The organism is Ectopseudomonas toyotomiensis (assembly GCF_017167985.1).
In the GTDB taxonomy this organism is placed as follows: Bacteria; Pseudomonadota; Gammaproteobacteria; order Pseudomonadales; family Pseudomonadaceae; genus Aquipseudomonas; species Aquipseudomonas toyotomiensis.
Genome location: NZ_CP070505.1, coordinates 1,017,643 through 1,041,379, shown reverse-complemented (window position 1 = coordinate 1,041,379; position 23,737 = coordinate 1,017,643). Strand labels below are relative to the sequence as shown.

The 23,737-nt window shown below is 62.9% G+C and carries 24 protein-coding genes; 13 read left to right on the top strand and 11 right to left on the bottom strand.

Translation table 11 applies throughout. The annotated features are described in order from the left end of the window. Nucleotides 1-57: 57 nt before the first annotated feature. The 3 genes from JWV26_RS04720 (at nucleotide 58) to JWV26_RS04710 (ending at nucleotide 3,950) form a co-directional block, all read left to right on the top strand. Nucleotides 58-2,421: a DNA polymerase II gene (locus JWV26_RS04720; RefSeq protein WP_206418512.1), complete on the top strand. Its 2,364-nt coding sequence runs from the start codon at nucleotides 58-60 to the stop codon at nucleotides 2,419-2,421. Nucleotides 2,422-2,604: 183 nt separating this feature from the next. Continuing rightward, nucleotides 2,605-3,591, top strand: a complete 987-nt coding sequence (locus JWV26_RS04715; RefSeq protein WP_072426124.1) for a TerC family protein — start codon at nucleotides 2,605-2,607, stop codon at nucleotides 3,589-3,591. A 59-nt stretch (nucleotides 3,592-3,650) separates the two neighbouring features. Beyond that, nucleotides 3,651-3,950, top strand: coding sequence for a hypothetical protein (locus tag JWV26_RS04710; protein WP_241201276.1), 300 nt, complete (start codon nucleotides 3,651-3,653; stop codon nucleotides 3,948-3,950). Nucleotides 3,951-4,046: 96 nt separating this feature from the next. Here the strand turns inward: JWV26_RS04710 and JWV26_RS04705 are convergent, their stop codons facing one another. Genes JWV26_RS04705 through JWV26_RS04685 form a run of 5 tightly spaced genes read right to left on the bottom strand, consistent with a single transcriptional unit; the run spans nucleotide 4,047 to nucleotide 6,346 of the window. After that, on the bottom strand, nucleotides 4,047-5,174 hold the full coding sequence (locus JWV26_RS04705) for an NAD(P)/FAD-dependent oxidoreductase (protein WP_206418511.1): 1,128 nt from the start codon (nucleotides 5,172-5,174) through the stop codon (nucleotides 4,047-4,049). Between the two features lie 32 nt (nucleotides 5,175-5,206). Continuing rightward, nucleotides 5,207-5,461 carry a cytoplasmic protein gene (locus tag JWV26_RS04700; RefSeq protein WP_206418510.1) on the bottom strand — a complete coding sequence of 85 codons (255 nt, stop codon included), beginning with the start codon at nucleotides 5,459-5,461 and terminating at the stop codon, nucleotides 5,207-5,209. Between the two features lie 55 nt (nucleotides 5,462-5,516). Beyond that, nucleotides 5,517-5,795 carry a Rho-binding antiterminator gene (locus JWV26_RS04695; protein WP_093053415.1) on the bottom strand — a complete coding sequence of 93 codons (279 nt, stop codon included), beginning with the start codon at nucleotides 5,793-5,795 and terminating at the stop codon, nucleotides 5,517-5,519. Between the two features lie 10 nt (nucleotides 5,796-5,805). Continuing rightward, nucleotides 5,806-6,060, bottom strand: a complete 255-nt coding sequence (locus JWV26_RS04690) for a DUF2024 family protein (RefSeq protein ID WP_074917707.1) — start codon at nucleotides 6,058-6,060, stop codon at nucleotides 5,806-5,808. Between the two features lie 55 nt (nucleotides 6,061-6,115). Beyond that, complete coding sequence (locus JWV26_RS04685) at nucleotides 6,116-6,346, bottom strand: thioredoxin family protein (RefSeq protein ID WP_017675260.1); 231 nt, start codon at nucleotides 6,344-6,346, stop codon at nucleotides 6,116-6,118. A gap of 117 nt (nucleotides 6,347-6,463) precedes the next feature. Between JWV26_RS04685 and JWV26_RS04680 the strand changes: the two genes are divergently transcribed. The 3 genes from JWV26_RS04680 (at nucleotide 6,464) to JWV26_RS04670 (ending at nucleotide 8,794) form a co-directional block, all read left to right on the top strand. Further along, entirely contained in the window at nucleotides 6,464-7,030 is a 567-nt protein-coding gene (locus JWV26_RS04680; RefSeq protein WP_072426118.1) for a MarR family winged helix-turn-helix transcriptional regulator, read from the top strand. Continuing rightward, nucleotides 7,027-7,722: an MOSC domain-containing protein gene (locus JWV26_RS04675; protein ID WP_206418509.1), complete on the top strand. Its 696-nt coding sequence runs from the start codon at nucleotides 7,027-7,029 to the stop codon at nucleotides 7,720-7,722. The genes JWV26_RS04680 and JWV26_RS04675 overlap by 4 nt, the downstream gene beginning before the upstream one ends. Nucleotides 7,723-7,840: 118 nt before the next feature. After that, complete coding sequence (locus JWV26_RS04670) at nucleotides 7,841-8,794, top strand: helix-turn-helix domain-containing protein (RefSeq protein WP_241201275.1); 954 nt, start codon at nucleotides 7,841-7,843, stop codon at nucleotides 8,792-8,794. Here JWV26_RS04670 and JWV26_RS04665 read toward each other — a convergent pair. Beyond that, nucleotides 8,781-9,164 (bottom strand): helix-turn-helix domain-containing protein, encoded by a 384-nt coding sequence (locus JWV26_RS04665; protein WP_206418508.1) that lies wholly within the window; start codon nucleotides 9,162-9,164, stop codon nucleotides 8,781-8,783. The two genes, JWV26_RS04670 and JWV26_RS04665, sit on opposite strands and share 14 nt — an antisense overlap. A 214-nt stretch (nucleotides 9,165-9,378) precedes the next feature. On the opposite strand from JWV26_RS04665, the gene JWV26_RS04660 reads away from it, so the two are divergent. From JWV26_RS04660 to JWV26_RS04640, 5 genes are all read left to right on the top strand, one after another. Continuing rightward, the gene (locus JWV26_RS04660) at nucleotides 9,379-10,494 is read left to right on the top strand and encodes an SMP-30/gluconolactonase/LRE family protein (protein ID WP_206418507.1); all 1,116 of its coding nucleotides are present in this window, start codon (nucleotides 9,379-9,381) and stop codon (nucleotides 10,492-10,494) included. Nucleotides 10,495-10,639: 145 nt separating this feature from the next. Further along, a complete protein-coding gene (locus tag JWV26_RS04655) occupies nucleotides 10,640-11,464 on the top strand; it encodes an alpha/beta fold hydrolase (protein WP_206419175.1) in 825 nt (274 codons plus the stop codon). 43 nt (nucleotides 11,465-11,507) lie between these two features. After that, the gene (locus tag JWV26_RS04650) at nucleotides 11,508-12,062 is read left to right on the top strand and encodes a cysteine hydrolase family protein (RefSeq protein ID WP_192984662.1); all 555 of its coding nucleotides are present in this window, start codon (nucleotides 11,508-11,510) and stop codon (nucleotides 12,060-12,062) included. 8 nt (nucleotides 12,063-12,070) lie between these two features. Continuing rightward, nucleotides 12,071-12,808 (top strand): hypothetical protein, encoded by a 738-nt coding sequence (locus JWV26_RS04645; protein ID WP_206418506.1) that lies wholly within the window; start codon nucleotides 12,071-12,073, stop codon nucleotides 12,806-12,808. Nucleotides 12,809-12,898: 90 nt separating this feature from the next. Beyond that, nucleotides 12,899-14,338: a catalase gene (locus JWV26_RS04640; RefSeq protein ID WP_206418505.1), complete on the top strand. Its 1,440-nt coding sequence runs from the start codon at nucleotides 12,899-12,901 to the stop codon at nucleotides 14,336-14,338. Between the two features lie 59 nt (nucleotides 14,339-14,397). Here JWV26_RS04640 and rhlB read toward each other — a convergent pair whose 3' ends face one another. The 5 genes from rhlB to JWV26_RS04615 form a co-directional block, all read right to left on the bottom strand. Further along, nucleotides 14,398-15,846 (bottom strand): ATP-dependent RNA helicase RhlB, encoded by a 1,449-nt coding sequence (gene rhlB / locus JWV26_RS04635; RefSeq protein WP_072426112.1) that lies wholly within the window; start codon nucleotides 15,844-15,846, stop codon nucleotides 14,398-14,400. A 110-nt stretch (nucleotides 15,847-15,956) separates the two neighbouring features. Beyond that, nucleotides 15,957-17,120 (bottom strand): dipeptidase, encoded by a 1,164-nt coding sequence (locus JWV26_RS04630; RefSeq protein WP_206418504.1) that lies wholly within the window; start codon nucleotides 17,118-17,120, stop codon nucleotides 15,957-15,959. A gap of 106 nt (nucleotides 17,121-17,226) precedes the next feature. After that, on the bottom strand, nucleotides 17,227-18,165 hold the full coding sequence (locus JWV26_RS04625; protein WP_206418503.1) for a GGDEF domain-containing protein: 939 nt from the start codon (nucleotides 18,163-18,165) through the stop codon (nucleotides 17,227-17,229). A 191-nt stretch (nucleotides 18,166-18,356) separates the two neighbouring features. Then, complete coding sequence (locus JWV26_RS04620; protein ID WP_206418502.1) at nucleotides 18,357-20,258, bottom strand: acyl-CoA synthetase; 1,902 nt, start codon at nucleotides 20,256-20,258, stop codon at nucleotides 18,357-18,359. A gap of 23 nt (nucleotides 20,259-20,281) precedes the next feature. After that, entirely contained in the window at nucleotides 20,282-20,941 is a 660-nt protein-coding gene (locus JWV26_RS04615; protein WP_206418501.1) for an alpha/beta hydrolase, read from the bottom strand. 477 nt (nucleotides 20,942-21,418) lie between these two features. Here JWV26_RS04615 and JWV26_RS04610 point away from each other — a divergent pair, with 477 nt between their 5' ends. Together JWV26_RS04610 and JWV26_RS04605 are read left to right on the top strand one after the other, a co-directional pair. Then, the gene (locus JWV26_RS04610; protein ID WP_017675245.1) at nucleotides 21,419-22,447 is read left to right on the top strand and encodes an amino acid ABC transporter substrate-binding protein; all 1,029 of its coding nucleotides are present in this window, start codon (nucleotides 21,419-21,421) and stop codon (nucleotides 22,445-22,447) included. Nucleotides 22,448-22,544: 97 nt separating this feature from the next. Then, entirely contained in the window at nucleotides 22,545-23,729 is a 1,185-nt protein-coding gene (locus tag JWV26_RS04605; RefSeq protein WP_167363352.1) for an amino acid ABC transporter permease, read from the top strand. The last annotated feature ends 8 nt before the right edge of the window (nucleotides 23,730-23,737 follow it).

The window sequence follows — 23,737 nt, the reverse complement described above, 5'->3', positions numbered from 1 at the left end:
CCCCAGCCCTCTCCCGCAAGCGGGAGAGGGCGCAGATCGTGCTTGCCTGAAAAGATGATGACGCAACCCCAGCAAGGCTTCGTGCTCAGCCGCCATTGGCGCGATACGCCGGAGGGCACGGAAGTGGCCTTCTGGCTGGCGACCGATGCCGGCCCGCGCCAGGTGCGCCTGCCGTGCCAGGAGACGGTGGCTTTCATTCCCGCCGAGCAGCGCGCCTGGGCCGAGCCGTTGCTGCGCACCGAGCAGGGCGTCGAGCTGCGTGAGTTGGCCTTGCGCGACTTCAAGCGCCGCCCGGTGCTGGGCCTGTATTGCCGCCAGTACCGCCAGTTGCTGCAGCTGGAGAAGAAGCTGCGTCAGGTCGGTGTCGATGTGTACGAGGCCGATATCCGCCCGCCGGATCGCTACCTGATGGAGCGCTTTATCACCGCCAGCGTGCTGTTCGACGGTATCGAGCAGGAAGACGGCAGCCTGCTGTGCAAGTCGCTCAAACCGGCTCCCGACTACCGCCCGACGCTGCGCCTGGTGTCGCTGGATATCGAGACCAGCGCCCGTGGCGAGCTGTATTCCATCGCCCTGGAAGGCTGCGGGCAGCGCCAGGTGTACATGCTTGGCCCAGCCAATGGCGACGCCAGCATCGTCGACTTCGACCTGGAGTACTGCGATAGCCGCAAGGTGCTGCTCGAACGCCTGAATGACTGGCTGCAGCGGCATGACCCGGACGCCATCATCGGCTGGAACCTGGTGCAGTTCGACCTGCGCGTGCTGCGCGATCACGCCGAGCAACTCAAGGTGCCGCTGCTGCTGGGGCGTGGCGGCGACGTGATGGGCTGGCGCCAGCACAACAGCAGCCAGCATTACTTCGCCGAGGCGGCCGGGCGGCTGATCATCGATGGTATCGAGGCGCTGCGCTCAGCCACCTGGAGCTTCCCTTCGTTCAGCCTGGAGTCGGTGGCGCAGACCCTGCTTGGCGAGGGCAAGGCGATCGACACGCCCTATGCGCGGATGGACGAGATCCAGCGCATGTTCGACGAGGACAAGCCGGCGCTGGCCCGCTACAACCTCAAGGACTGTGAGCTGGTCACGCGCATCTTCGCCCACACCGATCTGCTCGCTTTCCTCCTCGAACGCTCCAGTGTCACCGGCCTAGCCGCCGACCGCAGCGGTGGCTCGGTAGCGGCTTTCACCCACCTGTACCTGCCGCCCATGCACCGCCTGGGTTTCGTCGCGCCGAATCTCGGCGACATTCGTGGCGAGAACAGCCCTGGCGGGTTCGTCATGGATTCGCGGCCCGGGCTGTACGACTCGGTGCTGGTGCTGGACTACAAGAGCCTGTATCCGTCGATCATCCGCAGCTTTCTGATCGACCCGCTAGGGCTGGTCGAAGGCCTGCAGCAACCGGATGACGAACACTCGGTGGAAGGCTTTCGCGGCGCGCGCTTCTCGCGTACCCGGCACTGCCTGCCGGCCATCGTCGAGCGCGTCTGGCAGGGCCGTGAGGTGGCCAAGCGTGACGGCAACGCGGCCTTGTCGCAGGCGCTGAAGATCATCATGAACGCTTTCTACGGCGTGCTCGGTTCCAGCGGCTGCCGTTTCTTCGATCCACGCCTGGCTTCGTCCATCACCCTGCGTGGACATCAGATCATGAAGCGTACCCGTGAGCTGATCGAAGCCGAGGGGCATGCGGTGATCTACGGCGATACCGATTCCACCTTCGTCTGGCTCGGTCGCGCCCACGACGAGGCCGAGGCAACGCGCATCGGCCGCGCACTGGTGGCCCGCGTGAACGCCTGGTGGCGTGAGCATCTGCAGCAGGAATACGGCCTGACCAGCGCGCTGGAGTTGCAGTACGAAACCCATTATCGACGCTTTCTCATGCCCACTATCCGTGGCACCGAAGAGGGCAGCAAGAAGCGCTACGCCGGCCTGGTATGTGCCGCCGATGGCAGCGAGCGCATGGTATTCAAGGGGCTGGAAACGGTACGCACAGACTGGTCGCCGCTGGCTCAGCGCTTTCAGCAGGAGCTGTATCGCCTGGTGTTCGCCGGCCAGCCCTATGAGGACTTCGTGCGCGATTATGTGAAGCGCACCCTGGCCGGTGAGCTGGACGAGTTGCTGGTCTATCGCAAGCGTTTGCGTCGGCGCCTCGACGACTACCAGCGCAACGTACCGCCGCACGTACGCGCCGCGCGCCTGGCCGACGAGCACAACCAGCGTCTTGGCCGGCCGCTGCAATATCAGCGTGGCGGCTGGATCAGCTACCTGATCACCACCGGCGGGCCGCAACCGCTGGAGCGCCTGCTGTCGCCGGTTGACTACGAGCACTACATCAGCCGCCAACTGAAGCCGGTGGCCGATGCCATCCTGCCTTTTGTCGGCGGCGAGTTCGAGCGGCTGGTGGACGGCCAGCTGGGGTTATTCTGAAAAGGCTCGTGGCCGGTTTGCGCCGCAGGACGATCACTTGGCGTGAAATACTTTGCAAAATTCGCCCCGTTGAGTGGCGTTCGCGGGCTGCATATATTGGTGCCCGTGATGCCGGGCCCCTCTGGCGGTTAACACCGCGATGTCGGAATCACAGTCTGTTCAATCTGACTGTAGGAGGGGCTCATGACTGCCCTAGAACCGTTCCTCTTCGCCGACTTCCTCGGCACGGCCACCTGGTTGTGGCTGGTCTTCATCGCTGTCGTCATCTCTCTGCTGGCTTTCGACCTTGGTGTGCTGCATCGCGACAACCGCGAAATCGGCGTGCGCGAAAGCCTGTTGCTGTCGGCCGGCTACATCACTGCGGGTCTGCTGTTCGGCGTCTGGGTGTTCTTCCAGAAGGGCGGCGACGCCAGCATGGATTACCTCACCGGCTTTCTGATCGAGAAATCGCTGTCGATGGACAACGTGTTTCTCATGGCCATGATCTTCAGCTTTCTGGCCATCCCACGGCAGTACCAGCACAAGGTGCTGTTCTGGGGAATCATGGGCGTGCTGGTGCTGCGGGCGATCATGATCGGCCTGGGCGCCGCGCTGATCCATGAGTTCGACTGGATCCTCTACGTGTTCGGCGCTTTCCTGTTCTTCACCGGCGTGAAGATGCTGTTTTCCAAGCTCGATGATGCGCCTGATCTGCAGAACAACGTGCTGGTGAAGTTCCTGCGCAAGCACCTGCGCGTGACCGAGAATCTCCACGGTCAGCGCTTTTTCGTCCGCCAGGACGATGGTCAGGGACGCAGCGTGCTGTGGGTGACGCCGCTGTTCCTGGCGCTGATCCTGATCGAGTGCGCCGACCTGTTGTTCGCCATCGACAGCGTACCGGCGATCTTCGCCATCACCCAGGATCCATTCATCGTCTACACCTCGAACATCTTCGCCATCCTCGGCCTGCGCGCCCTGTATTTCGCCCTGGCCGCGCTGATCCACCGCTTCGCCTACCTCAAGTACGCGCTGGCGCTGGTGCTGGTGTTCATCGGCGCGAAGATCTTCCTGGTCGGCATCATCGGCAAGATTCCGGCGGCGGTGTCCCTGAGCGTAACCCTGGGCCTGCTGATCGGTGGTGTGCTGCTGTCGCTTTACAAGACCCGTGGCCAGCCACCCGCGCAGATCTGAACACAGACGTTAACCCGGCTATGCATAACGTCTGGCCGGGTCCTCGAAACTGGAGAGCCATGATGTATACACACTGGAAAAACCGACTCGCGCCTGCCGCACTGGGCCTGGCGTTGATAACTCTGGTCGGCTGCGATGCGGCCGAACAGTCAGCGCAGAAACTCGCGGAGGAGGCGAAGAAGGAAGCGCAGGCGCTGATCGAGGAGTCGGTCGGCGAAGTGGTCGATGAGCTCAATCGCCAGGTGGACTCTCTGCAGGAGTCCACCAATCGCGCCTTGGGCAAGGATGATAAGGAGCAGGACACCAAGGCACAGCAGGAAGAGCCTGAGAAACCGCTCGAACAGGGTGTGGAAACCTGATTCCAGGGCAGGATCGGGTAATGGAGTCTAGTGTGTGAGGCGGCAGTTGGCCTCAATAAAACCGAGGCCACTGGCGGCTGAACACCTTCCAACTGCTCAGCGCAGCAGGCGCCCTGGGCTGAGTATCGCCTCATTGAGGCCGGCTTTTACCAAGTGCTCCGGCAGCGGCTGCCGGAGGATCAGCGCCGCACAGGCCTGACCCATGGCCGCGCTGGTCTGGATGCCATAGCCGCCCTGTGCTGCTACCCAGAAGAAGTCATCTGCGTGAGTGTCGAAGCCGCCGACCAGATCGCCGTCGGCGACGAAGCTGCGCAGGCCGGCCCATGTATGCGCCGGGCGGCGAATCTGCAAGGTGGTGTGTGCCTCGATCTGATGGATTCCCAGTGCGATATCCAGCTCTTCCGGTTGCACGTCATGCGGCGCCACCGGGTCGGCATTGGCCGGTGAGCCCAGCAGCAGGCCGGCATCGGGTTTGAAGTAGAAGGACTCGTCCAGGCTCACCAGCGCCGGCCAGGCCTGGCAGTCGACACCCGGCGGACCGGCAAAGGTGAAGGCCGCGCGGCGTTTGGGTTGCAGGCCGATGCCGGGCAGCCCGGCCAGGTGCGCGATCTCATCGCACCAGGCACCGGCCGCATTGATCAGCATCGTTGCCCAATAGCTTTGCCCGGCGCAATCCACCTGCCAGCCGCCAGCATGGCGCACGATCGATACCACGTCGCGGTTGCAGTGAATCTCCCCACCTTGCTGGCGGATGCCACGCAGGTAACCCTGGTGCAGCGCCGCGGTATCGATATCGGCGGCGCTGGGGTCCAGCAGTGCGCCATGCACGCGCTCACGGCGCAGCACCGGAACCAGCGCGCAGGCCTCGTCAGCGTCGAGCAGACGAGCCACGGTGACATGCTCGCGGGCTTGCGCGTACTGGCGCTGCAACTCGGCGGCGTCACCACTGAAATCCACCACCAGCTCGCCACGCGGCGTTAGCAAGGGATGCTCGGCGAAACCGGCTGGCGGGGCATCGTAGAAGGCGCGGCTGGCGGCCGTCAGTGCGCGGACCTGCGGCGTACCGTAGGCCACGGTGTAGAGCGCGGCCGAGCGGCCGGTGGCGTGATAACCGGGCTGCGCCTCGCGCTCGAGCAGCAGCGTCTTGCCGTGGCTGGCGAGAAAGTAGCCGGTGGACGCGCCGGCAATGCCGGCGCCGATGATCAGGTAATCGCAATGCTGCATGCCGCGTCTATCCACTGTGCAAGGTGATTTCGTCAGGGGGCGCTGTCCAGGTACTGCTCGAGAGGTGCAGGGACGAACATTGGCTCCCGGCTGATCATGCGCACGCCGTCAGGACCGCTTTCCAGCAGGCGCCGTTCGCTGTGCGCCACGAGCAGGTCGAGACTGTACCCTGACGCGCTCAGGCTGGCAGCGATTTTCCGGATGGCCTGCAGTGCCGCAGGCAGATCGGACTCGAAGTGCCCAAGCAACTGATCGTCATGGCGGATGGTAAGTCGGAAGATGGGCATGGGTGATTCATCCTCGGATGGCAATGCGACCTGGTTTCAGGCAGACGAGAGGCGGTCAGACGGCGCAGTAACTGTCAGCCAGCACGATCCGGCCGAAGCTGGCGCCGGTGTTGAGCGGGGTGATGGCCAGCAACCGATCCAGGCGCAGCTCCTGCTGGCCGGTTTCGCCTTGCACCACCAGAAATTCTTCCTTGCTGGCTGTCGTGCGCGTGGTCAGCGCCCTGGCCTCGAAGCTCGGACCTTCGAGTCGTTCGATCAGCAAGCGATAGCCATGCATGCAGGCAATTTCCAGGTAGTCGTGCAGGTCGCAGTTCAAGGGGCGATACGCGTTCATGGGGCGTCTCCTAGCAGCCTTGCAGAGGAATGATGAAATAGCCTTTGCTGCTGATGGCCGCGGCGACTTCGGGGTGTGCGGGCTCGCTGTGGCAGAACTGGCAGTGGCTTTGTTCGATATCGTCGCCTTGCAGGCCGCGTTCGGCCATCCAGTCTTGGGCGAACTGGTTGGCTCGCCCCTGGTCGTTACCCTCGATCAGTACATCGAAGTGCAGGTAACGGCCGTCGCGCGTGCGTACGTGGGTATCGAAAACATTCACCTTCATATCGTTTCTCCTCGCTGGGGAGCGAGACGCCGCAGGGCGTCTCGCACGCTCTGGGTTACTTCAGGTCGTCGATGGACGCGCCGAAGTTCAGGTGCAGCACCTGGCCGTCGACCACGAGTGCGGGGACCGACTTGACCCCGGCCTGTTCGGCTTCCGCCACTCGGGTGGCCTGTTCGCCGAGGTGAACGATCTCCACCTTCACCTCCGGAGCCAGCAGGTTCAACAGGGTCTGTTCGGCCGATACGCAGACGGGGCAACCGGCGTGATAGAAGCGTGCTTGAGTCATGGTCAATCTCCTGTTCGTCAATTTGGTATCGAATCGATACTGAGTCGCAGGCTACGCTCAAATCGATCTTTGTCAACATGGTATTTAGTCGATACTATGTTTCGACAGGAGTGATACATGACCGACACGACTCTCTTCGATCTGCTCGAAAGACTTTCCAGCCTGACCCGTATCTGGTTTCGCCAGCACCCGCTGCTGGCCGAGTTGCAGCCCATCCAGCTCAGTGCGCTGATGTACCTGGCGCGCTGCAACCACTATTCGAATACACCGCTGGGGGTGACCGATTACCTCGGCCTGACCAAGGGCACGGTGTCGCAGTCGCTCAAGGCGCTGGAAGGCAAGGGGCTGATCATCAAGACGCAGGACGCACGCGATAAGCGCAGCGTGCACCTGGCGCTCACCGACCCGGCCTGGGCGTTGCTGCAGGCGCTGCTGCCGCCGGATTTCCTCGCTGCTGGCGAAGCGCGCCTGGGGGCCCAGGCAGGGCAGTTGAAAAATCTGCTGACCGATCTTCTGCGGGAAATTCAGCGCGACACCGATGTGCCGGGCTTCGGTCTCTGTGGCAGCTGCCGTTTTCACCAGAAGGTCGATGGCCAGCCGTTCTGCGGCCTGACCCAGGAGCCGCTGCAGCCAAGCGATGCCAAATTGATCTGCCGCGAACATCAGCCCCCGGAGGCCGCATGAACAGCCTGCAACTCGATGCATTGCTGACGGGCCGTGCCCAGCCTTTCACCCGGCCTGGCTCGCGCAGCGGCATTGTCAAGGTGCCACGCCAGGAAGCGCTGGCGGTGACCACGCTGGGGCTGGCCGGAGACGAGCAGGGCGACCTGCGGGTGCATGGCGGCGTGGAAAAGGCCATCCACCACTACCCGCGCGAACACTACGCCGCCTGGCTGGCCGAGTTGGGCGAGCATCCACTGCTGATGCAGCCCGGTGCTTTCGGCGAAAACTTCAGCACCACGGGCTGGACCGAAGATGACGCCTGTCTGGGCGACCTCATACGTGCGGGGTCCGCCCTGCTGCAGGTTTCCCAGGGGCGCATGCCGTGCTGGAAACTGAGTGATCGCTTCGGCGTTGCCAACCTGGCGCTAAGGGTGCAGCAGTCCGGCCGTACCGGTTGGTATTACCGCGTTCTGCAGGAAGGCGTGGTTGGCGTGGGAGACCGGCTGCAGGTGGTGGAGCGCATTCATGCCGATTGGCCGCTCAGCCGTCTTTCGGCGGTGTTGTTCGACAAGCGCGTGGAGCCCGAGCTGTTGCGTGAATGCCTGGCCCTGCCGCTGGTGCCGTCCTGGCGCAGAACCCTGGAGCGACGCCTGGAAAAAGCCGAGGTCGAGGACTGGGCGCCTCGGCTGCAAGGCACAGACATCATTGGGTAGCGAGCGAAATGCGCAGATGACTGGAACGGCAAACGGATGCGAATGCTTCTACACTGGTTTCTCTTGTTGATTCCAGGTGGTTCTATACCAAGCGCCTAGCGTTTGCCGTGGGGGCAAGATGAGCAGGTTGATCTGCGCCGACTTCGATGAGTTCGAGGAGGCCTTGTACGGGGTAGAGGGCCGTTATCTGCTGCGTTCACGGCAGCAGCGCGACTGGCGTTTACGTGTCGTCGAGCTCGATGGCGTGGCGCTGATGTTCGGTCGCGAGGGGGCGGGCACGGTCTACAGTGGCGTCGGCCTGCCGGGCTTCTTCAATATCTTCCTGCCGCTGAGCCGGCACGAATGCACGGTATTGGGTGGCAAGCGCCTCGACCGTCGGTTGATCGGCTGGATGGTGCCTGACGCCATGTTCCACATCGATGCCAGCCAGCCAGCCAGCTGGATGACGGTGGCCATGTCATGCGAGCTGGTATTGCGCTGGGCGCAGCAGCATGAAGACGAGTTCGATCTGTCGATACTTTCCCGCAACCTGGTCTGCGTGGCTCAACAGGATCTGGCGCCGCTGATATGGCTGGCGCTGCGTCTGTTACGCATCGACCACTGTGCGCCGCAGGACCTGCATGTTCCGGCGGCCGAGCGTGCAGCACAGGCAGAGTTGATGGCGCTGGTGTTTCGCAGCCTGTTGCCGGTGACGCTGGCTCCGCGAAATCACGCCGGGCATCAGCAGATTCTCCGCCGTGCCCTGGAGCTGCTGGAGGCGACACCGGATGCGCCGCTGCATATGTCCGATCTGTGTCAGGCGTGCAGCACCTCGGAGCGCACTTTACGCAATCTGTTCACCCGCTACCTGGGCATGAGCCCGCACCGCTATCTCATGCAGCATCGTCTTCATGCGATCCGCCGGGCAATTCTGCATGCGCAAGCCAATGAGACCATCACCGAGATCTGTGCCCGTTTCGGGGTTTGGGATTTTGGTCGTTTCGCAGGTTTTTACCGGCTCTATTTCGGTGAGTTGCCGTCGCAATCACTGCGCAGTCGCCGCGCACTCGCTGGGCCGCTCAACCCGCGTTGAGCGGTCGCAGCAAGGTGGTACTGGGATACTCGCCGAAAACTCTGTAGTACTCAGCAGCCATACGTCCGCAGTCGGTATAACCGAAACGCTGTGCAATCGCCGCGACGCTGCTCTGTTGCCCATCGGCTATGGCCAGCGCGGCGCGCAGCAGGTGCAGGCGTCGCAGGCGCAGATAACGTGCCGGCGGCATGCCCAGCGTATGCACGAAGGCGCTGCGCAAGGTCCGCTCACTGACGCCTACCATTCGACATAGCTCGGTCAGCCGTGGTGTGCGCCCGCCGGCCAGCGGTAGCAGCGCCAGCACCTGCTGCAGCAATTGCTCATGGGAGGCCTGGCGAGCGCGCTGGCGAGGCGTCATTCGCAGTTGCATGGCGGTGTCCTGGCCGGGGGGAGCACTCAGGTTGCGCGCGTGCAACGGTGCTCGCTACGTAAAACAGGCAAATCGCCAGGCAGTGAGATTTGCCGATTTTACGTAGTGAGCGACCACTCACTACGGCGAGCATCGACTCAACGCTCGCCAGTCGCCGTTCGAGCTGACGAGCCTTCAGAAGCGTTCGATGTGGATCGACGCGAGGGGAGGCTATATGAGTCCGTCGACGTGCAGCTTGGGCATCTGTCTGGTGCTGGCCGGTGCGTTTGCCGCCAGCCAGGCGCAGCCGCTCGGGCCGCAGGTGCTGGAGGTCGAGCCATTCGTCGAGTTGCCGTCAGGGGTGCGCTACCCCGAAGGCCTGGCAACCAACCCACGTAACGGCGACATCTACGTCGGCACGTTCGATATGCGCCAGCCCGCCTCCGAGCGCAACAATCAACTGCTTCGTTACGCAGCCGATGGCCGCCTGCTGGCACAGCGATCATTCGCCGGCATGCCGCTGACCGGGCTGGGCTATGCCGACGGCCAGCTCTACATCCTCAATTTCGGTGCCAGCAAGCTGCAACGCATCCTGGCCGATTTCACGGCGAACACCCCGGTGGAGGATGTGCTCGATTTCCCCCGGCTCGTTCCGCCAGCACCGGCGGCTCGCATGGTGGACAACCCGGACGGCAGCCAGGACCGGATCGAGTTCGCTGCCAGTGGCATGCCTGCTCCCAACGGCCTGGTGTTCGCCGGCAATGGTGATCTCTATGTGTCCGACTCCTTCCAGGGCGCGCTGTATCGAATCGCTGACGCCACGCACTGCAGACCCTGTTCGCTTGAGGTGCTGTCGCGTGATCCGCTCCTCGCGACGGCGGGCTTCCTGCCCTTTGGCGCCAATGGACTAGCCCTCGATGATGGCGAGCGCCATCTCTATATCAACAACGCGGGTGACGGTCGTCTGCTGCGCATGCCGCTGCCTGGCGGTGAGTTGCAGGTGGTGGCCGAAAGCGTGCCTGGAGCCGATGGTCTGCTGTTTCACGACGGTCTGCTGTGGCTGCTGGCCAACCAGGTCGACCAGCTTCTGGGAGTCGATGAACAGGGGCTGATCCGTATACGTGCCGGTGGTTTCCAGGGCCTCAGTGCCAGCGGAGCCCCGTTGGGCTTGCTGTTCCCTGCCAGCAGCGTGGTGCAGGGCGACTGGATGGTGATCAGCAATCTGGCGCTGCCATTGACCCCCACCGAAGGTGACGAGTGGGAAGAGCAGGTGCGTACCTGGAATCTGGTGCGGCTGCGTCTGCCGCGATCTTCGGCCAAGGGAGGGGCAACTCATGCCGCAAACCCCTGAACAACCTTTGAATAACGGACGTCGCCAATTGCTGCTCGGCTCTGCCGCGCTGGCAACGGTGATGTTGTTACCCCTGGGCGGTTGCGTGCGGGGCGCTGGTCCCGGCACTGCCCATCCGCAAACCGAGAATGGAGGGCGTAGAACCATGGGCACCATCACCACACGCGACGGTACACAAATCTACTATAAGGACTGGGGCAGCGGCCCGGTCGTGGTGCTCAGCCATGGCTGGCCACTGAACTCCGATAGCTGGGAGGCGCAGATGATGTTCCTGGCCAGCAACGGCTATCGGGTGATCGCTCATGACCGGCGTGGCCATGGACGCTCCAGCCAGCCCTGGAATGGCAACGAGATGAACACCTACGCCGATGATCTGGCTGCACTGCTCGATCACCTGGATGTGCGTGGCGCTTCGCTGTTCGGTTTTTCCACTGGTGGCGGTGAGGTGGCGCGCTACATCGGCCGGCATGGCACCGCCCGGGTGGCCAAGGCGGGGCTGATTGCCGCTGTTCCGCCGTTGATGGTGCAGACCGAGGCCAATCCAGGTGGTCTGCCACTCTCGGTATTCGATGGCATCCGCGCGGCATCGCTCGCCGATCGTTCGCAGCTGTACCGCGACGTCGCCGGTGGGCCGTTCTTTGGCTACAACCGCCCCGGTGCCAAACCCTCGCAGGGAGTGATCGACGCGTTCTGGATGCAGGGCATGATGGCGGGTCACAAGAATGCCTATGACTGCATCAAGGCTTTCTCCGAAACCGACTTCAGCGACGACCTGAAGAAGTTCGATGTGCCGACGCTGATCCTGCATGGCGATGACGACCAGATCGTGCCCGTGGACGCCGCTGCTAGAGCTTCGGCCAAGTTGGTGCCACACGCCAAGCTGGTCATCTATCCCGGCGCGCCTCACGGCATCACCGATACCCACAAGGAACAACTGGGTGCGGACATGCTGGCCTTCCTGCGTAGCTGATCGGCCAGCAACGGCCATTCAATGTCATTTTGAGGACTGACCCATGAGTAGCAAGACAGCCCTGATCGTCGTGGATATCCAGAACGATTACTTCCCAGGCGGCCTCTGGACGCTGAGCAAGGTCGAAGCCGCCGCCGCGAAGGCGGCACAGGTGATCGCCGTTTTTCGTGAGCGCGGCGATCTGGTTGTGCACATCCGTCATGAGTTCACCAGCGCCGATGCGCCGTTCTTTCGACCCGGCAGCGAGGGGGCGCATATCCATCCCAGCGTCATCAATCAGGGCGACGAGCCGGTGGTGCTCAAGCATTACATCAACTCGTTTCGCGAAACCGAACTCAAGGCGGTACTCGATCGGCACGCCATCGACGCCGTGGTGATCGTCGGCAACATGAGTCATATGTGCGTTGATGGCATCACCCGAGCCGCGGTGGATTTCGGCTACGACACCACGGTGCTGCATGACGCCTGTGCCACGCTCGATCTGCAATTCAACGGTGTAACGGTGCCGGCCGAGCACGTGCATGCGGCATTCATGGCGGCGCTCAGCTTCGGCTACGCACCCGTGATTTCCACTGCTGAATATCTTGCCAAAGGCTAGGGACGCTTATGAACACGGTGACGCTAAGTGCGTGGCTGGCCATGCTGGCAAGCCCGGCCTGGGCCCACGGCCCGGAAGGCATCCACAGCGAAAAGGGCGGGCAGGTCGAGGCGGCTTTCGATCTGGTGCATACCCGGGTGTTCAAGGAGGGCAGCGATCTGGTCTTCGAGCAATTGGTCGATGGTCAGGCCGGTAGTCGTCTGCCCACCGCCAAAGGCAGCTTTGCCGGTGCAGAGGTCTACAGCTACGTCTGGCCAACGAGTCTGGACAGTGGTTCGGTGGGGTTCGAACAGGAGTCGGGCATTCTTGCTCTGGCGCTGACCTCGCACCCTGATTTCGACGACACCCCGCAGCTCGACGAGAACGGTGACGGCGACAAGGGCAATGACGGTGGTCTGTGGCACTCGCACTGGGTGGTGCTGACCAAGGAGCCCAGCTGTGGGCCCAGCGGCCTGAAGGTGCGGGACATTCCAGAGGGTGCCACACCCAAGTTGCCCGCCACCTGGCCAGGCGTGCCGCTGTACATCGATTCGCCAGGCTATGACCTGAGTGTGAAGAACGACACGGCGCAGATTCGTGTTCCACTCGCGGCCGTTGGTTTCCCCGCCAGTTTCAACTACGACGGGGTGACCGCCGCGCTGCAGGTCAATGCCGATCTGCATGACCCTTTGTTGTGTGTCTCCAGCGTTTGGGATGTCGCCTCGGGCGACCTGTCCCTGCCTGCGACCTGGAAGACCTCGGACTAAATCATCGCGCGCAATTGTCGGCTGTCATCGATTCCGCTGGCGGCTGGCGTTCGCCCGTCGTTCGGCATATTTGCTTGAGGATTACCTGTCATGTCCAAACAGAAGCTGACCCATGCCACCGGTGCGCCAGTGGTGGACAACCTCAACATCCAGACCGCTGGGCCTCGAGGGCCGGCTCTGCTACAGGACATCTGGCTGATCGAGAAACTCGCCCATTTCGACCGCGAGGTGATTGCCGAGCGGCGCATGCACGCCAAGGGCGCAGGTGCCTATGGCACCTTCACCGTGACGGGCAACATCAGCCGTTTCAGCCACGCCAGTCTGTTCGCCTCGACAGGCAAGCAGACACCGGTGTTCGTGCGTTTCTCCACGGTGGCTGGGGAACGTGGCGCCGCCGATGCCGAGCGTGATATCCGTGGTTTCGCCGTGAAGTTCTACACCGATGAAGGCAATTGGGATCTGGTCGGCAACAACACCCCGGTGTTCTTCTTCCGCGACCCGATGCGTTTTCCCGATCTCAACCACGCGGTCAAGCGCGATCCGCGTAGCGGCCTGCGCAGTGCCAGCAACAACTGGGACTTCTGGAGTCTGCTGCCCGAGGCATTGCACCAGGTCACCATCACCATGAGTGAACGCGGTATACCGCGCAGCTACCGGCACATGCACGGATTCGGCAGTCATACCTTCAGCCTGGTCAATGCGGACAATCAGCGCTTCTGGGTCAAGTTTCACCTGCGCTGCCAGCAGGGCATCGAAAACCTCAGCGACGCCGAGGCGGCCAGTGTGATCGGCGCCGACCGTGAAAGCCATCTGCGTGATCTCTACCAGAGCATCGAGCGGGGCGACTATCCGCGCTGGACGTTATGTGTTCAGGTGATGACCGAGGAGCAGGCCAGTCGCCACCCGCACAACCCCTTCGATCTGACCAAGGTGTGGTCGCATGCCAATTACCCGCTGATCGAGGTCGGCGTGCTGGAGCTCAATCGCAACCCGGACAACCATTTCGCCGAGGTAGAGCAGGCCGCGTTCTCGCCTGCCAATGTCGTACCTGGCATTGGCTTTTCACCGGACAAGATGTTGCAGGCGCGTCTGTTCTCCTACGGCGATGCCCAGCGGTATCGGCTGGGTGTCAACTTCAACCTGATCCCGGTCAATGCACCGCGCTGCCCGTACCACAGCTACCACCGGGACGGTCAGATGCGCACCGACGGTAATCAGGGCTCGACCATCGCCCATTACCCCAACAGTCAGGGCGAATGGGAGGATCGGCAGGAACTGCGCGAGCCGCCATTACCCCTGCAGGGAAGCGCGACCAACTGGGATCACCGCGTCGACGATGACCACTTTCAGCAGCCGGGGGATCTGTTCCGCCTGATGAGCCCGGCGCAGCGGCAAGTGTTGTTCGAGAACACGGCCAGGGCGATGGGCGACGCATCCGCAGAAATCAAACGGCGCCATATCGGCCATTGCAGCAAGGCGGATCCCGCTTATGGTGCAGGGGTGGCCAGGGCGCTGGGTTTGGGTGACTGACGCTCAGGCATGAAAAAGGCGAAGCCTCGCGGCTTCGCCTTGGTTCTACCTGCGCTGGCTCAGTGCTTGCGCGGTACCGGCTTGAGCAGTTCGTCCGGCGGCATTTCGCACTGGATCTTGCGGCCGATCAGTGCCTCGATCGGCGGCAGGGCGAAGGCATCGTCTTCGCCAGCGAAGCTGATCGAGGTGCCGCTGGTGCCGGCGCGGCCGGTACGGCCGATGCGGTGCACGTAGTCGTCCGGGTCTTCCGGCAGGGTGAAGTTGATCACGTGGCTGATGGCATCGACGTGGATGCCGCGACCAGCGACGTCGGTGGCGACCATGACGCGGATTTTGCCTTCGCGGAAGCCTTCCAGGGCGCGGATACGCTTGTGCTGGGGAATGTCGCCGGACATCTGCACGGCGCTGATGCCGTCGCGGGTCAGGCGCTCTTCGATGCGCCGTACTTCGTCCTTGCGATTGGCGAAGACCATGACCCGCGTCCAGTCGTTCTGGCTGATCAGGTTGTACAGCAGCTTGTACTTGTCAGCCGAGGCTACGGCGTACACATGCTGCTCGACGGTATCGCTGGCGACGTTCTCCGGCTCGATCTCGACGATGGCCGGGTTGACCGTCCATTGCTTGGCCAGGTTCATCACGTCGTCGGTGAAAGTGGCGGAGAACAGCAGGGTCTGGCGGTCACCTTTCATCGGCGTCTGACGGATGATCTGGCGCACCTGCGGGATGAAGCCCATGTCGAGCATGCGGTCGGCTTCGTCCAGCACCATCACCTCGACCATGTCCAGGTGCACTTCGCCGCGCTGGTTGAAGTCCAGCAGGCGGCCCGGGGTGGCCACGAGGATGTCGCAGAAGCGCGATTCCAGTTGTTTGAGCTGCTTGTCGAAGTCCATGCCGCCGACGAACTGCATGACGTTGAGGCCGGTGTACTTGGTCAGCTCGGCAGCGTCCTTGGCGATCTGCACCACCAGTTCGCGGGTCGGCGCGATGATCAGCGCGCGTGGCTCGCCCATGTAGCGCTCTTTCGGCGGCGGGGTCTGCAGCAGCTGGGTGATGATCGAGATGAGGAACGCAGCGGTCTTGCCGGTGCCGGTCTGGGCGCGGCCAATGGCGTCCTGGCCCTTGAGGGTGTAGCCCAGTACGCCAGCCTGGATCGGCGTGCAGTAGGGGAAGCCCAGATCATGAATGGCATGCATCAGCTCGGGGGCGAGCTTGAAGTCATGGAAACGGGTCTTGCCTTCGGCCGGCTCGACCACGAAATCTTCCAGTTTCCAGGTGCTTACTGGCTTGGCTGGGCGCTCGCGGCGTGGCTTGTCGGCCTTGGGCGGGCGGGGCTGTTGCTGCGCCGGGCTATCGCCTGCGCTCTCGCTGGCAGTGCGGGCGGGCTTGTTCTTGCGGGGACGCTTCTGCTCTGCGTCACCGCTCTGGGCGGGCGCTGTTACGGGTGACGGCACTGGTTGTGGCTGCTCGTCTTCGGCTTTGCCGAACATTTTCTTGAGTGCTTTGAGCACGGGCTTCTCATCGACTGGTTAAGGAGTGAACGCCCGCCAGTGTAATGCAAGACGCGGGCGTGGCGAAGTGCTTCGCTCGCGTCTGTCAAGAGGAGCGTGTGCCCAGTGCCTCATTTCTCCGGCAGGCTGGCCAGCAGCAGGCGCTGTACATTGCCGCCCATGATCGCGGCAATGGCGTCATTGTCGAAGCCGGCGGTTTGCAGCCCCTCGGTAATTTGCGCCAGGCCGGTGACGTCGAATGGTGTATGCACGGTGCCATTGAAGTCCGAGCCCAGGGCGACGTGCTCGACACCGACCTTGTCCACCGTATAGCGGATGGCCCGGACTATGGCCGCGACCGAGGTGTCGCACACGGCGGTGCTCCAGTAGCCGATACCGATCACCCCGCCCGTGGCGGCGATGGCCTGCAGATGCTTGTCGCTGAGGTTGCGCGTGCCGGGGCAGGTGCCCTCGACCCCGGTGTGCGAGACCAGCACCGGGCGCGTGGCCATGGCCAATACGTCATCGATCAGTGGGCGCGAGGCATGGGCCAGGTCGACCAGCATGGCTTTTTCTTCCAGGCGCGCGATCACCTGGCGCCCCAGCGGCGTCAGTCCCCCTTTTGCCAGGCCGTGGGCCGAACCGCCCACTTCGTTATCGAAGAAGTGGGTCAGACCGGCGATACGAAAGCCAGCATCAAACAGCGTATCGACGTTCTCCAGCTGGTTCTCGATGGGCTGCAGGCCCTCGGTGGCGAGCAGGCCTGCCACACGCTGCGGGTCTTGGTCCCAGGCCTTGATGAAACGGGCCAGGTCCGCGCGGCTGCGGATCAGCACCAGGCGCCCTTCGCTGGCCTGCGCCGCATCCTGCAGCTTCTGCGCCTGGTACAGGGCGCGCTGCAGCAGGCTGTTCCAGGTTTCCCGCGGCCAGCGCTGGGCCATGGCCAGCAGGGTGATGTTGTCACTGTCGGCGGCGTTGCTCTCCATGTTCAGCCCGCGTGGCGTCTTGGTCACGGTGGAGAACACCTGCAGGCCGAGGCGGCCTTCGAGCATGCGCGGCAGATCGGAGTGACCGTAGTCGTAGCGTTTGAGCAGGTCGCGCTCCCAGAGCAGGGCGTCGTCGTGCAGGTCGGCGACGAACAGCCCCTGGTGCAGCTTCTGCGCACTGGCGCTGACCGGGTAAGGGGGCGGGCTGGCGACGCTGTTCATTTGCGCGTCGAGTACCTGGGGCAGGCCCAGAACGGCGAGGGCAGAGAGAGGAATCAGCAGAAGCAGGGCGATCAGGAGTTTGCGCATGAGGAGCCATCCAGGCGTGTTGTTATGCCCGTCACTCTAGCAGGCAAGCGTTGCGCACGGCGTACCCTGCGGTAGGCTGCGCGGTGCGCACCAAGCCGAGCAAGGCTTAACCGCAGAGGCAGTTACGCCCCTGCTGCTTGGCCCGGTATAGCGCCGCATCGGCGCGCGCGATAAGGCTTTGCAGGCTGTCCTTGTGCTGCATCTGCGCCAGGCCGATGGAGATGGTGACGCCGGGCAGCACGCCAACCGGCGAATAGAAGGACGCGATCTGCTCCAGGCTGATGCGCAGGCGCTCACCGATGCCGCGTGCAGCCTCGTCGGCGATTTCCGGCAGGAGAATGACGAACTCCTCGCCACCGAAACGTATCAGGCTGTCCTTCGGCCTTAACTGGCTGCTCAGGGTATGCGCCACCAGGCACAGGGCGTAATCACCGGCCAGGTGGCCGTGCTGGTCGTTGTAGGCCTTGAAGTGGTCGACATCGAGCATCAGCAGTGACATGGGTTCGTCGTTGAAGGCACAGCGGGTACTCTCGCGCTCGAACACGTGTTCCAGCCAGCGCCGGTTGAAGCAGCCGGTGAGGGTGTCGACGTTGGCATTCTGTTCACTGTCGAGAATCTGCCGGTTGCCTTGGCGCACGCGATCACAGAGCAGCTCCAGCAGGTTCTGCATCATCTGTGGGGATTGCTGGAACAACGCCACCAGTGACTCTCGGTGCAGGCGCAGGACGATGGAGGGGCGCTCGGCCACGACGTAGGCGGAGGGATGTTCGTTGTCGATGAAGCTGATTTCACCTGCGCAGTCGCCGACTTCGAGGGTACTGACGGCCTGGTTGTCCAGTGACCCGAGGTAGACGCGCAACTGGCCTTCGATCAGCAGATAGAGGTGCTGGTTGCGATTGAAGGGGGAGAGCAGCACTTCGCCGGCTTCCAGCTCGCAGGCGCGAAATTCTCGCAGCAACTGGTCCAGGCTGCTGGTGGCGACATTATGAAATAGTCGCAACTGTTGAACTTGCTGCAGGTCTGCCTGCCAGTGCGCCGGTTTCATCGTGATCTCGTCGGGCCTGGCCGGGAGAATAGGCCTGAGGGCACCACCAACGCTCCCTGTCGTGTTTACGAATAGCGTTCGACATTATTCCCGAGCTTCAGGCGTGGCAATGCTTGCCTGAAGCTCGGCCGACCAGTGGTTGCACGAAAGTGCGAAGTTGTTAACTGGCGCGCGTCCTGGCGCGCTCTGGATCACGCAGCGAAGTGGATGCGATGGCCCACCGCGTAGCCGGACAGACGCTCGGCAATGCTGACAGCCAATGCCTGATCCTGGTTCGGCAGGTGGATATGGGCCAGTTGACCGGCCTTGTCATCGCTCAGCACTTCGACCCGAACAGCCGGATGCAGCTCATCGACAGCCGCCTGGTAAACCCGGGCGATGGCATCGAAACGCAGTGCTGGTTTGAAGGTCTTGCCCACCGCTGTAAGCGGAATGGCGTCGATGATCCAGGCGTCCTTGGGCACCGCGGCGCGCTCGGGAATATGCGCGGCGGCATGTTCCAGCAGCTCGGCTTCGCTGGTCTGCGCGCCCGGCTTGAGCTGCACGTAGACCACCGGCAGTTCGCCGGCCTTCTCGTCTGGCTTGCCGACTGCTGCGGCCATGGCCACGGCGGGGTGTTTATGTAGGGCTTCCTCGATCATCTGCGGGTCGATGTTATGACCACCGCGGATGATCAGATCCTTGCTGCGCCCGGTCAGCCAGATATAGCCGTCAGCATCGACGCGACCGAGGTCGCCGGTGTTGAACCAGTCGCCATCGACCCAGATGCCGGCGTTCTTGCTCGCCTGCAGGTAGCCCTTGAATACCGTGGCACCGCGGATGCACAGGTTGCCGATTTCGTTGGGCGCGGCTTCGCGCAGGTACTGCCCTTGCTCGTCGAGTACCTTGATACGCACTTCGCAGTAGGGCATGGGCAGGCCGATGGAGCCAGGGCGGCGCTCGCCCGCAGGTGGGTTGGCGCAGCTGCCGCAGGTGCCCTCGGTCAGGCCATAGCCTTCGAGCAGGGTCAGCCCGGTTTTGGCCTCGAACTGGCGAATCAGTTCCACCGGCATGGGCGCGGCGCCGCACAGGGCGTATTTCAGCGAGGACAGGTCATGACCCTCACTGGGAATCTGCAGCAGGCCGGCATAGATGGTCGGAACACCGCTGAAGAAGCTGACCTTGTGGCGCGCGATCACCTTCCAGAAGTTGCTGATCAGGGTGGTGTTGCGATAGCCCTGCGGCGTGGCCAGCAGCACTTCCGCGCCGCCGATGAAGGCCGTCAGCCCGGTGACGATCACGCCGTTGACGTGGAACAGCGGCAGGCCGCAGAGCGTCACGTCGCCTGCGCCGAAGCGGGTGACCAGATTCATGCTGTAGGCCATCGCCACTTCGTTGCCGTGGCTGTGCGGCGCCAGCTTGGGCGTACCGGTGGTGCCGCCGGTGTGGAAGTAGCTGGCGATATCGTCGGCGGTGATCACGCGGCCGCTTTCCAGGTGATCGGCGGGGCAGGCGGCGATGGTTTCATCGAAATCCAGCACGCCCTCCGGCAGCGGGCCGCGCTGGGCCTTGAGCGCGCTGCGTTGCGGTTCGGGCAGCAGGTTGGCCATGTCCACGCAGAGAATCGCTTTCAGCTCCGGCAACTGATCGCGCAGGGCATCGACCTTGTCCCACAGCTCGGTACCGGGGAAGGGCGCCAGGGTCACCAGCAGCTCGGAGTTGGAGGCGTGGATCAGCTCGGCGATGTGCTCGGGATCGAGCAGTGGGTTGATCGCATTGACGATGCCGGCTGCCTCGCCACCCCAGATGGTGTAGTGGGTCTGCGGCAGGTTGGGCAGCAGGAAGGACACCGCCTTGCCGGGACGCAGGCCCAGGCGGTGGAAGGCGTTGGCGGTCTGGGTGATCTTGCCGAGCAGCTCGGCATAATTCAGGCGCAGCGGGGTTTCCTCTCCCGTGCCCTGGAGAATGAACGACAGCGCCGCTGCCTCGGGGCTGGCCTGCGCCGTACGGCGAATCAGCTCGAAGGTGCTGCTGGGCAGGTCGCGATCACTCAGCGGGGTGCTCTCGATCTGTTCGATATCCTGCAGGGTGCGAATGAGGGGCGCTGTGCTCATTTATCGTGCATCTCTCGGTTCGGTCAGTCGGCCAGCAGCTGGCTCAACCATTCGGCGATATCGCGAATCTCTTCCGGCAGTACCTCGTGCGCCATCGGATAGTCGCGCCATTGCACCGGCACCCCACAGGCGTGCAGGCGGTCATACGCGGCACGCCCCATGTCGGGTGTCACCACGTCGTCGAATCTGCCATGCAAACAAAGCACCGGCAGTTGTCTTTTTGTATCCGCCAGCGGCATGTCGTCGCTGAAAGTCGGTGCGTAGGTCGAGAGTGCCAGCACCCCGCCGAGGGGCTGTGAATAGCGCAGAAAGGCAGTGTGCAGCACCACCGCGCCACCTTGGGAAAAGCCTGCCAGGACGATGCGTTCAGGGGCGATGGCGCTCTCGCGCTCGGCTTCGATCAGGGCGATCACCTGGTCGGCGGACTCTTCCAGTTGGGTCTGATCGATGGCGCGGGCCGGACTCATCGCGAGGATGTCGTACCAGCTCGGCATGCTCCAGCCGCCGTTGATGGTCACCGGGCGGGTTGGCGCCTGCGGCAGGATGAAGCGCGTGCTGGGCAGACGTTCCTGCAGCATCTCGGCGACCGGCAGGAAATCGTAGCGGTCAGCCCCCAGCCCGTGCAGCCAGATCACGCTGGCATCGGCGGATTGTGGGGGCTGCAAAATCATGGGTGCGGTCATTGGTAGCTCCAGTGTGGTGCGGGCGCCTTAATTTGGGGCGGCGCCCTGTTCAAGGCTTGGCTAATCTGTGAATAAGTTGTCGCACGGGTGAAAGTTTTGCCCTTGACCCCCGTATATCCGGCAATTTGCCATGTGCTGGTACGGGGCTTGCTATGGCTCATTTGAACTGACGACGCGGTGCGGTAACGGTAACACTGTGCCACTGCGCACCGCTCAACAGGCAGGAATCTGCTGTGTGGGGTTCCTAATAGACCGTCGGGGCGATCGATCGCTCAGACGGATGACGATCCGTCTCTGGCCCGTTCAACCAATGGGCAGGGTGGGAGCAGTTGGCCAGCAGAGGGTAAAGCCGACTAGACTCCCGCCTGACGTTCGAACTTCCCGTCGATACCGTTGCTGCCAGCGGATCGCGTGCCTCAAAAGGGTGGGGAAGGCGGACGGAGACTCCAACACAACAAGAGCAACTGGAGGTTTTTGATGAAGATGGTGAAATCCACCCTGGCTGTGCTGACCACCGCAGCTGTGCTCGGTGTCAGTGGCTTTGCTCAGGCAGGCGCCACCCTGGATGCAGTGCAGAAGAAAGGCTTCGTGCAGTGCGGTATCAGCGACGGTCTGCCTGGCTTCTCCTACGCCGATGAAAAAGGCAACTACCTGGGGCTCGACGTTGACGTCTGCCGCGCTGTTGCAGCCGCGGTTTTCGGCGACGCGACCAAGGTCAAGTACAGCCCGCTGACCGCCAAGGAGCGCTTCACTGCGCTGCAATCCGGCGAAGTCGACATCCTGTCGCGTAACACCACCTGGACCAGCTCGCGCGACGCCGCACTGGGTCTGAACTTCACTGGCACCAACTACTACGACGGCCAGGGCTTTTTGGTGAACAAGAAGCTGGGCGTTTCCAGCGCCAAGGAGCTGGACGGGGCTACCGTCTGCATCCAGGCCGGTACCACCACCGAGCTGAACCTCTCCGACTACTTCCGTGCCAACGGCATGAAGTACACCCCCATTACCTACGATACCTCTGACGAGAGCGCCAAGTCGGTCGAAGCCGGCCGTTGCGACGTGTTGACCTCCGACCAGTCGCAGCTGTACGCACAGCGCATCAAGCTGGCCAATCCGGACGATTATGTCGTGCTGCCGGAAGTCATCTCCAAGGAGCCTCTGGGCCCGGTCGTGCGCCAGGGTGACGAGGAGTGGTTCGACATCGTGCGCTGGACCCTGTTCGCCATGGTCAACGCCGAAGAGCTGGGTGTGACCTCGGCCAACGTCGAAGCCACTGCCAAAGACACCAAGAACCCGGACGTAGCACGTCTGCTGGGTACTGAAGGTGAGTTCGGCAAAGACCTCAAGCTGCCGAAAGACTGGGCAGTACAGATCGTCAAGCAAGTCGGTAACTACGGTGAGTCCTTCGACCGTAACGTCGGTGCCGGCAGCGAGCTGAAGATCGAGCGTGGTCTCAACGCCCTTTGGAACAAGGGTGGTCTGCAGTACGCACCGCCGGTGCGTTGACCGTCCACAGCGGCAGGCCTATGGCCTGCCGCTGTCGTTTCCGATTAAGTGAACTCCGGCCGGCTTGCGTGCGGCCGGGGCTTCCGTGAGGGTTGTCATGCACACGACTGCTAATGCCCCGCGCCCGCGAGGATCGCTTCTGAACGATCCGCAGGTGCGTGCTTGGGCTTTCCAGATCATTGCCGTTATCGCCGTTGTGGCGCTCGGCTGGTTTCTCTTCCAGAACACCCAGGCTAATCTGGAGAAGCGCGGGATCATTTCCGGCTTCGCTTTTCTCAATAACAGCGCCGGTTTCGGTATTGCCCAGCATCTGATCGACTACACGGAAAGCGACAGCTACGCCCGTGTGTTCCTGGTCGGCTTGCTCAATACCCTGCTGGTGTCTTTTATCGGTATCGTGCTGGCCTCCATCCTTGGCTTTCTGTTGGGTGTGGCGCGGCTATCGCCCAACTGGCTGATCAGCAAGTTGGCCACCGTTTACATCGAGATTTTCCGCAACATTCCGCCGTTGCTGCAGATCCTCTTCTGGTATTTCGCGGTATTTCTTGCCCTGCCTGGTCCTCGGCAGAGCCTGGATGTGGGTGAAATCTTCTTCCTCAACAGTCGCGGTCTGTACATGCCGGCGCCTGGCCCTTCGGAGAGTTTCGGCCTGTTCGCGGTGGTAGTGCTGGCGACCATCGTCGGCATCATCGCCTTGGGACGCTGGGCCAAGAAGCGCCGCGAGGCCACTGGCCAGATCTTCCCGCTGTTGTGGACCTCGCTGGCGCTGATCGTCGTCATCCCTGGCCTCACCGTGCTGATCGGTGGTAACCCGCTGGTGTGGAGCGTGCCGGAGTTGACCGGTTTCAACTTCCGTGGCGGCTGGGTGATGATCCCCGAGCTGATGGCGCTGACCCTGGCGCTGACCATCTACACCGCGGCTTTCATCGCCGAGAACGTCCGCTCCGGGATCATGGCGGTCAGCCATGGTCAGACCGAAGCGGCGCGCTCGCTTGGGTTGCGTCCGGGCATCACCCTGCGTCTGGTGATCATCCCGCAGGCATTGCGCGTGATCATTCCGCCACTGACCAGTCAGTACCTCAACCTGGCGAAGAACTCTTCCTTGGCCGCCGGTATCGGCTACCCGGACATGGTTTCGCTGTTCGCCGGTACCGTGCTCAACCAGACCGGCCAGGCCATCGAGGTGATCGCCATCACCATGAGCGTGTATCTGGCCATCAGCATCAGCATCTCCCTGCTGATGAACTGGTACAACAAGCGCATCGCGCTGACTGAGCGGTAAGGAGCAGC

What these genes read in the sequence shown, in the direction of transcription:
- JWV26_RS04720 (WP_206418512.1), top strand. Translation starts at nt 58, where the DNA reads ATGACGCAACCCCAGCAAGGCTTCGTGCTCAGCCGCCATTGGCGCGAT.
- JWV26_RS04715 (WP_072426124.1), top strand. Translation starts at nt 2,605, where the DNA reads ATGACTGCCCTAGAACCGTTCCTCTTCGCCGACTTCCTCGGCACGGCC.
- JWV26_RS04710 (WP_241201276.1), top strand. Translation starts at nt 3,651, where the DNA reads ATGATGTATACACACTGGAAAAACCGACTCGCGCCTGCCGCACTGGGC.
- JWV26_RS04705 (WP_206418511.1), bottom strand. Translation starts at nt 5,174, where the DNA reads ATGCAGCATTGCGATTACCTGATCATCGGCGCCGGCATTGCCGGCGCG.
- JWV26_RS04700 (WP_206418510.1), bottom strand. Translation starts at nt 5,461, where the DNA reads ATGCCCATCTTCCGACTTACCATCCGCCATGACGATCAGTTGCTTGGG.
- JWV26_RS04695 (WP_093053415.1), bottom strand. Translation starts at nt 5,795, where the DNA reads ATGAACGCGTATCGCCCCTTGAACTGCGACCTGCACGACTACCTGGAA.
- JWV26_RS04690 (WP_074917707.1), bottom strand. Translation starts at nt 6,060, where the DNA reads ATGAAGGTGAATGTTTTCGATACCCACGTACGCACGCGCGACGGCCGT.
- JWV26_RS04685 (WP_017675260.1), bottom strand. Translation starts at nt 6,346, where the DNA reads ATGACTCAAGCACGCTTCTATCACGCCGGTTGCCCCGTCTGCGTATCG.
- JWV26_RS04680 (WP_072426118.1), top strand. Translation starts at nt 6,464, where the DNA reads ATGACCGACACGACTCTCTTCGATCTGCTCGAAAGACTTTCCAGCCTG.
- JWV26_RS04675 (WP_206418509.1), top strand. Translation starts at nt 7,027, where the DNA reads ATGAACAGCCTGCAACTCGATGCATTGCTGACGGGCCGTGCCCAGCCT.
- JWV26_RS04670 (WP_241201275.1), top strand. Translation starts at nt 7,841, where the DNA reads ATGAGCAGGTTGATCTGCGCCGACTTCGATGAGTTCGAGGAGGCCTTG.
- JWV26_RS04665 (WP_206418508.1), bottom strand. Translation starts at nt 9,164, where the DNA reads ATGCAACTGCGAATGACGCCTCGCCAGCGCGCTCGCCAGGCCTCCCAT.
- JWV26_RS04660 (WP_206418507.1), top strand. Translation starts at nt 9,379, where the DNA reads ATGAGTCCGTCGACGTGCAGCTTGGGCATCTGTCTGGTGCTGGCCGGT.
- JWV26_RS04655 (WP_206419175.1), top strand. Translation starts at nt 10,640, where the DNA reads ATGGGCACCATCACCACACGCGACGGTACACAAATCTACTATAAGGAC.
- JWV26_RS04650 (WP_192984662.1), top strand. Translation starts at nt 11,508, where the DNA reads ATGAGTAGCAAGACAGCCCTGATCGTCGTGGATATCCAGAACGATTAC.
- JWV26_RS04645 (WP_206418506.1), top strand. Translation starts at nt 12,071, where the DNA reads ATGAACACGGTGACGCTAAGTGCGTGGCTGGCCATGCTGGCAAGCCCG.
- JWV26_RS04640 (WP_206418505.1), top strand. Translation starts at nt 12,899, where the DNA reads ATGTCCAAACAGAAGCTGACCCATGCCACCGGTGCGCCAGTGGTGGAC.
- JWV26_RS04630 (WP_206418504.1), bottom strand. Translation starts at nt 17,120, where the DNA reads ATGCGCAAACTCCTGATCGCCCTGCTTCTGCTGATTCCTCTCTCTGCC.
- JWV26_RS04625 (WP_206418503.1), bottom strand. Translation starts at nt 18,165, where the DNA reads ATGAAACCGGCGCACTGGCAGGCAGACCTGCAGCAAGTTCAACAGTTG.
- JWV26_RS04620 (WP_206418502.1), bottom strand. Translation starts at nt 20,258, where the DNA reads ATGAGCACAGCGCCCCTCATTCGCACCCTGCAGGATATCGAACAGATC.
- JWV26_RS04615 (WP_206418501.1), bottom strand. Translation starts at nt 20,941, where the DNA reads ATGACCGCACCCATGATTTTGCAGCCCCCACAATCCGCCGATGCCAGC.
- JWV26_RS04610 (WP_017675245.1), top strand. Translation starts at nt 21,419, where the DNA reads ATGAAGATGGTGAAATCCACCCTGGCTGTGCTGACCACCGCAGCTGTG.
- JWV26_RS04605 (WP_167363352.1), top strand. Translation starts at nt 22,545, where the DNA reads ATGCACACGACTGCTAATGCCCCGCGCCCGCGAGGATCGCTTCTGAAC.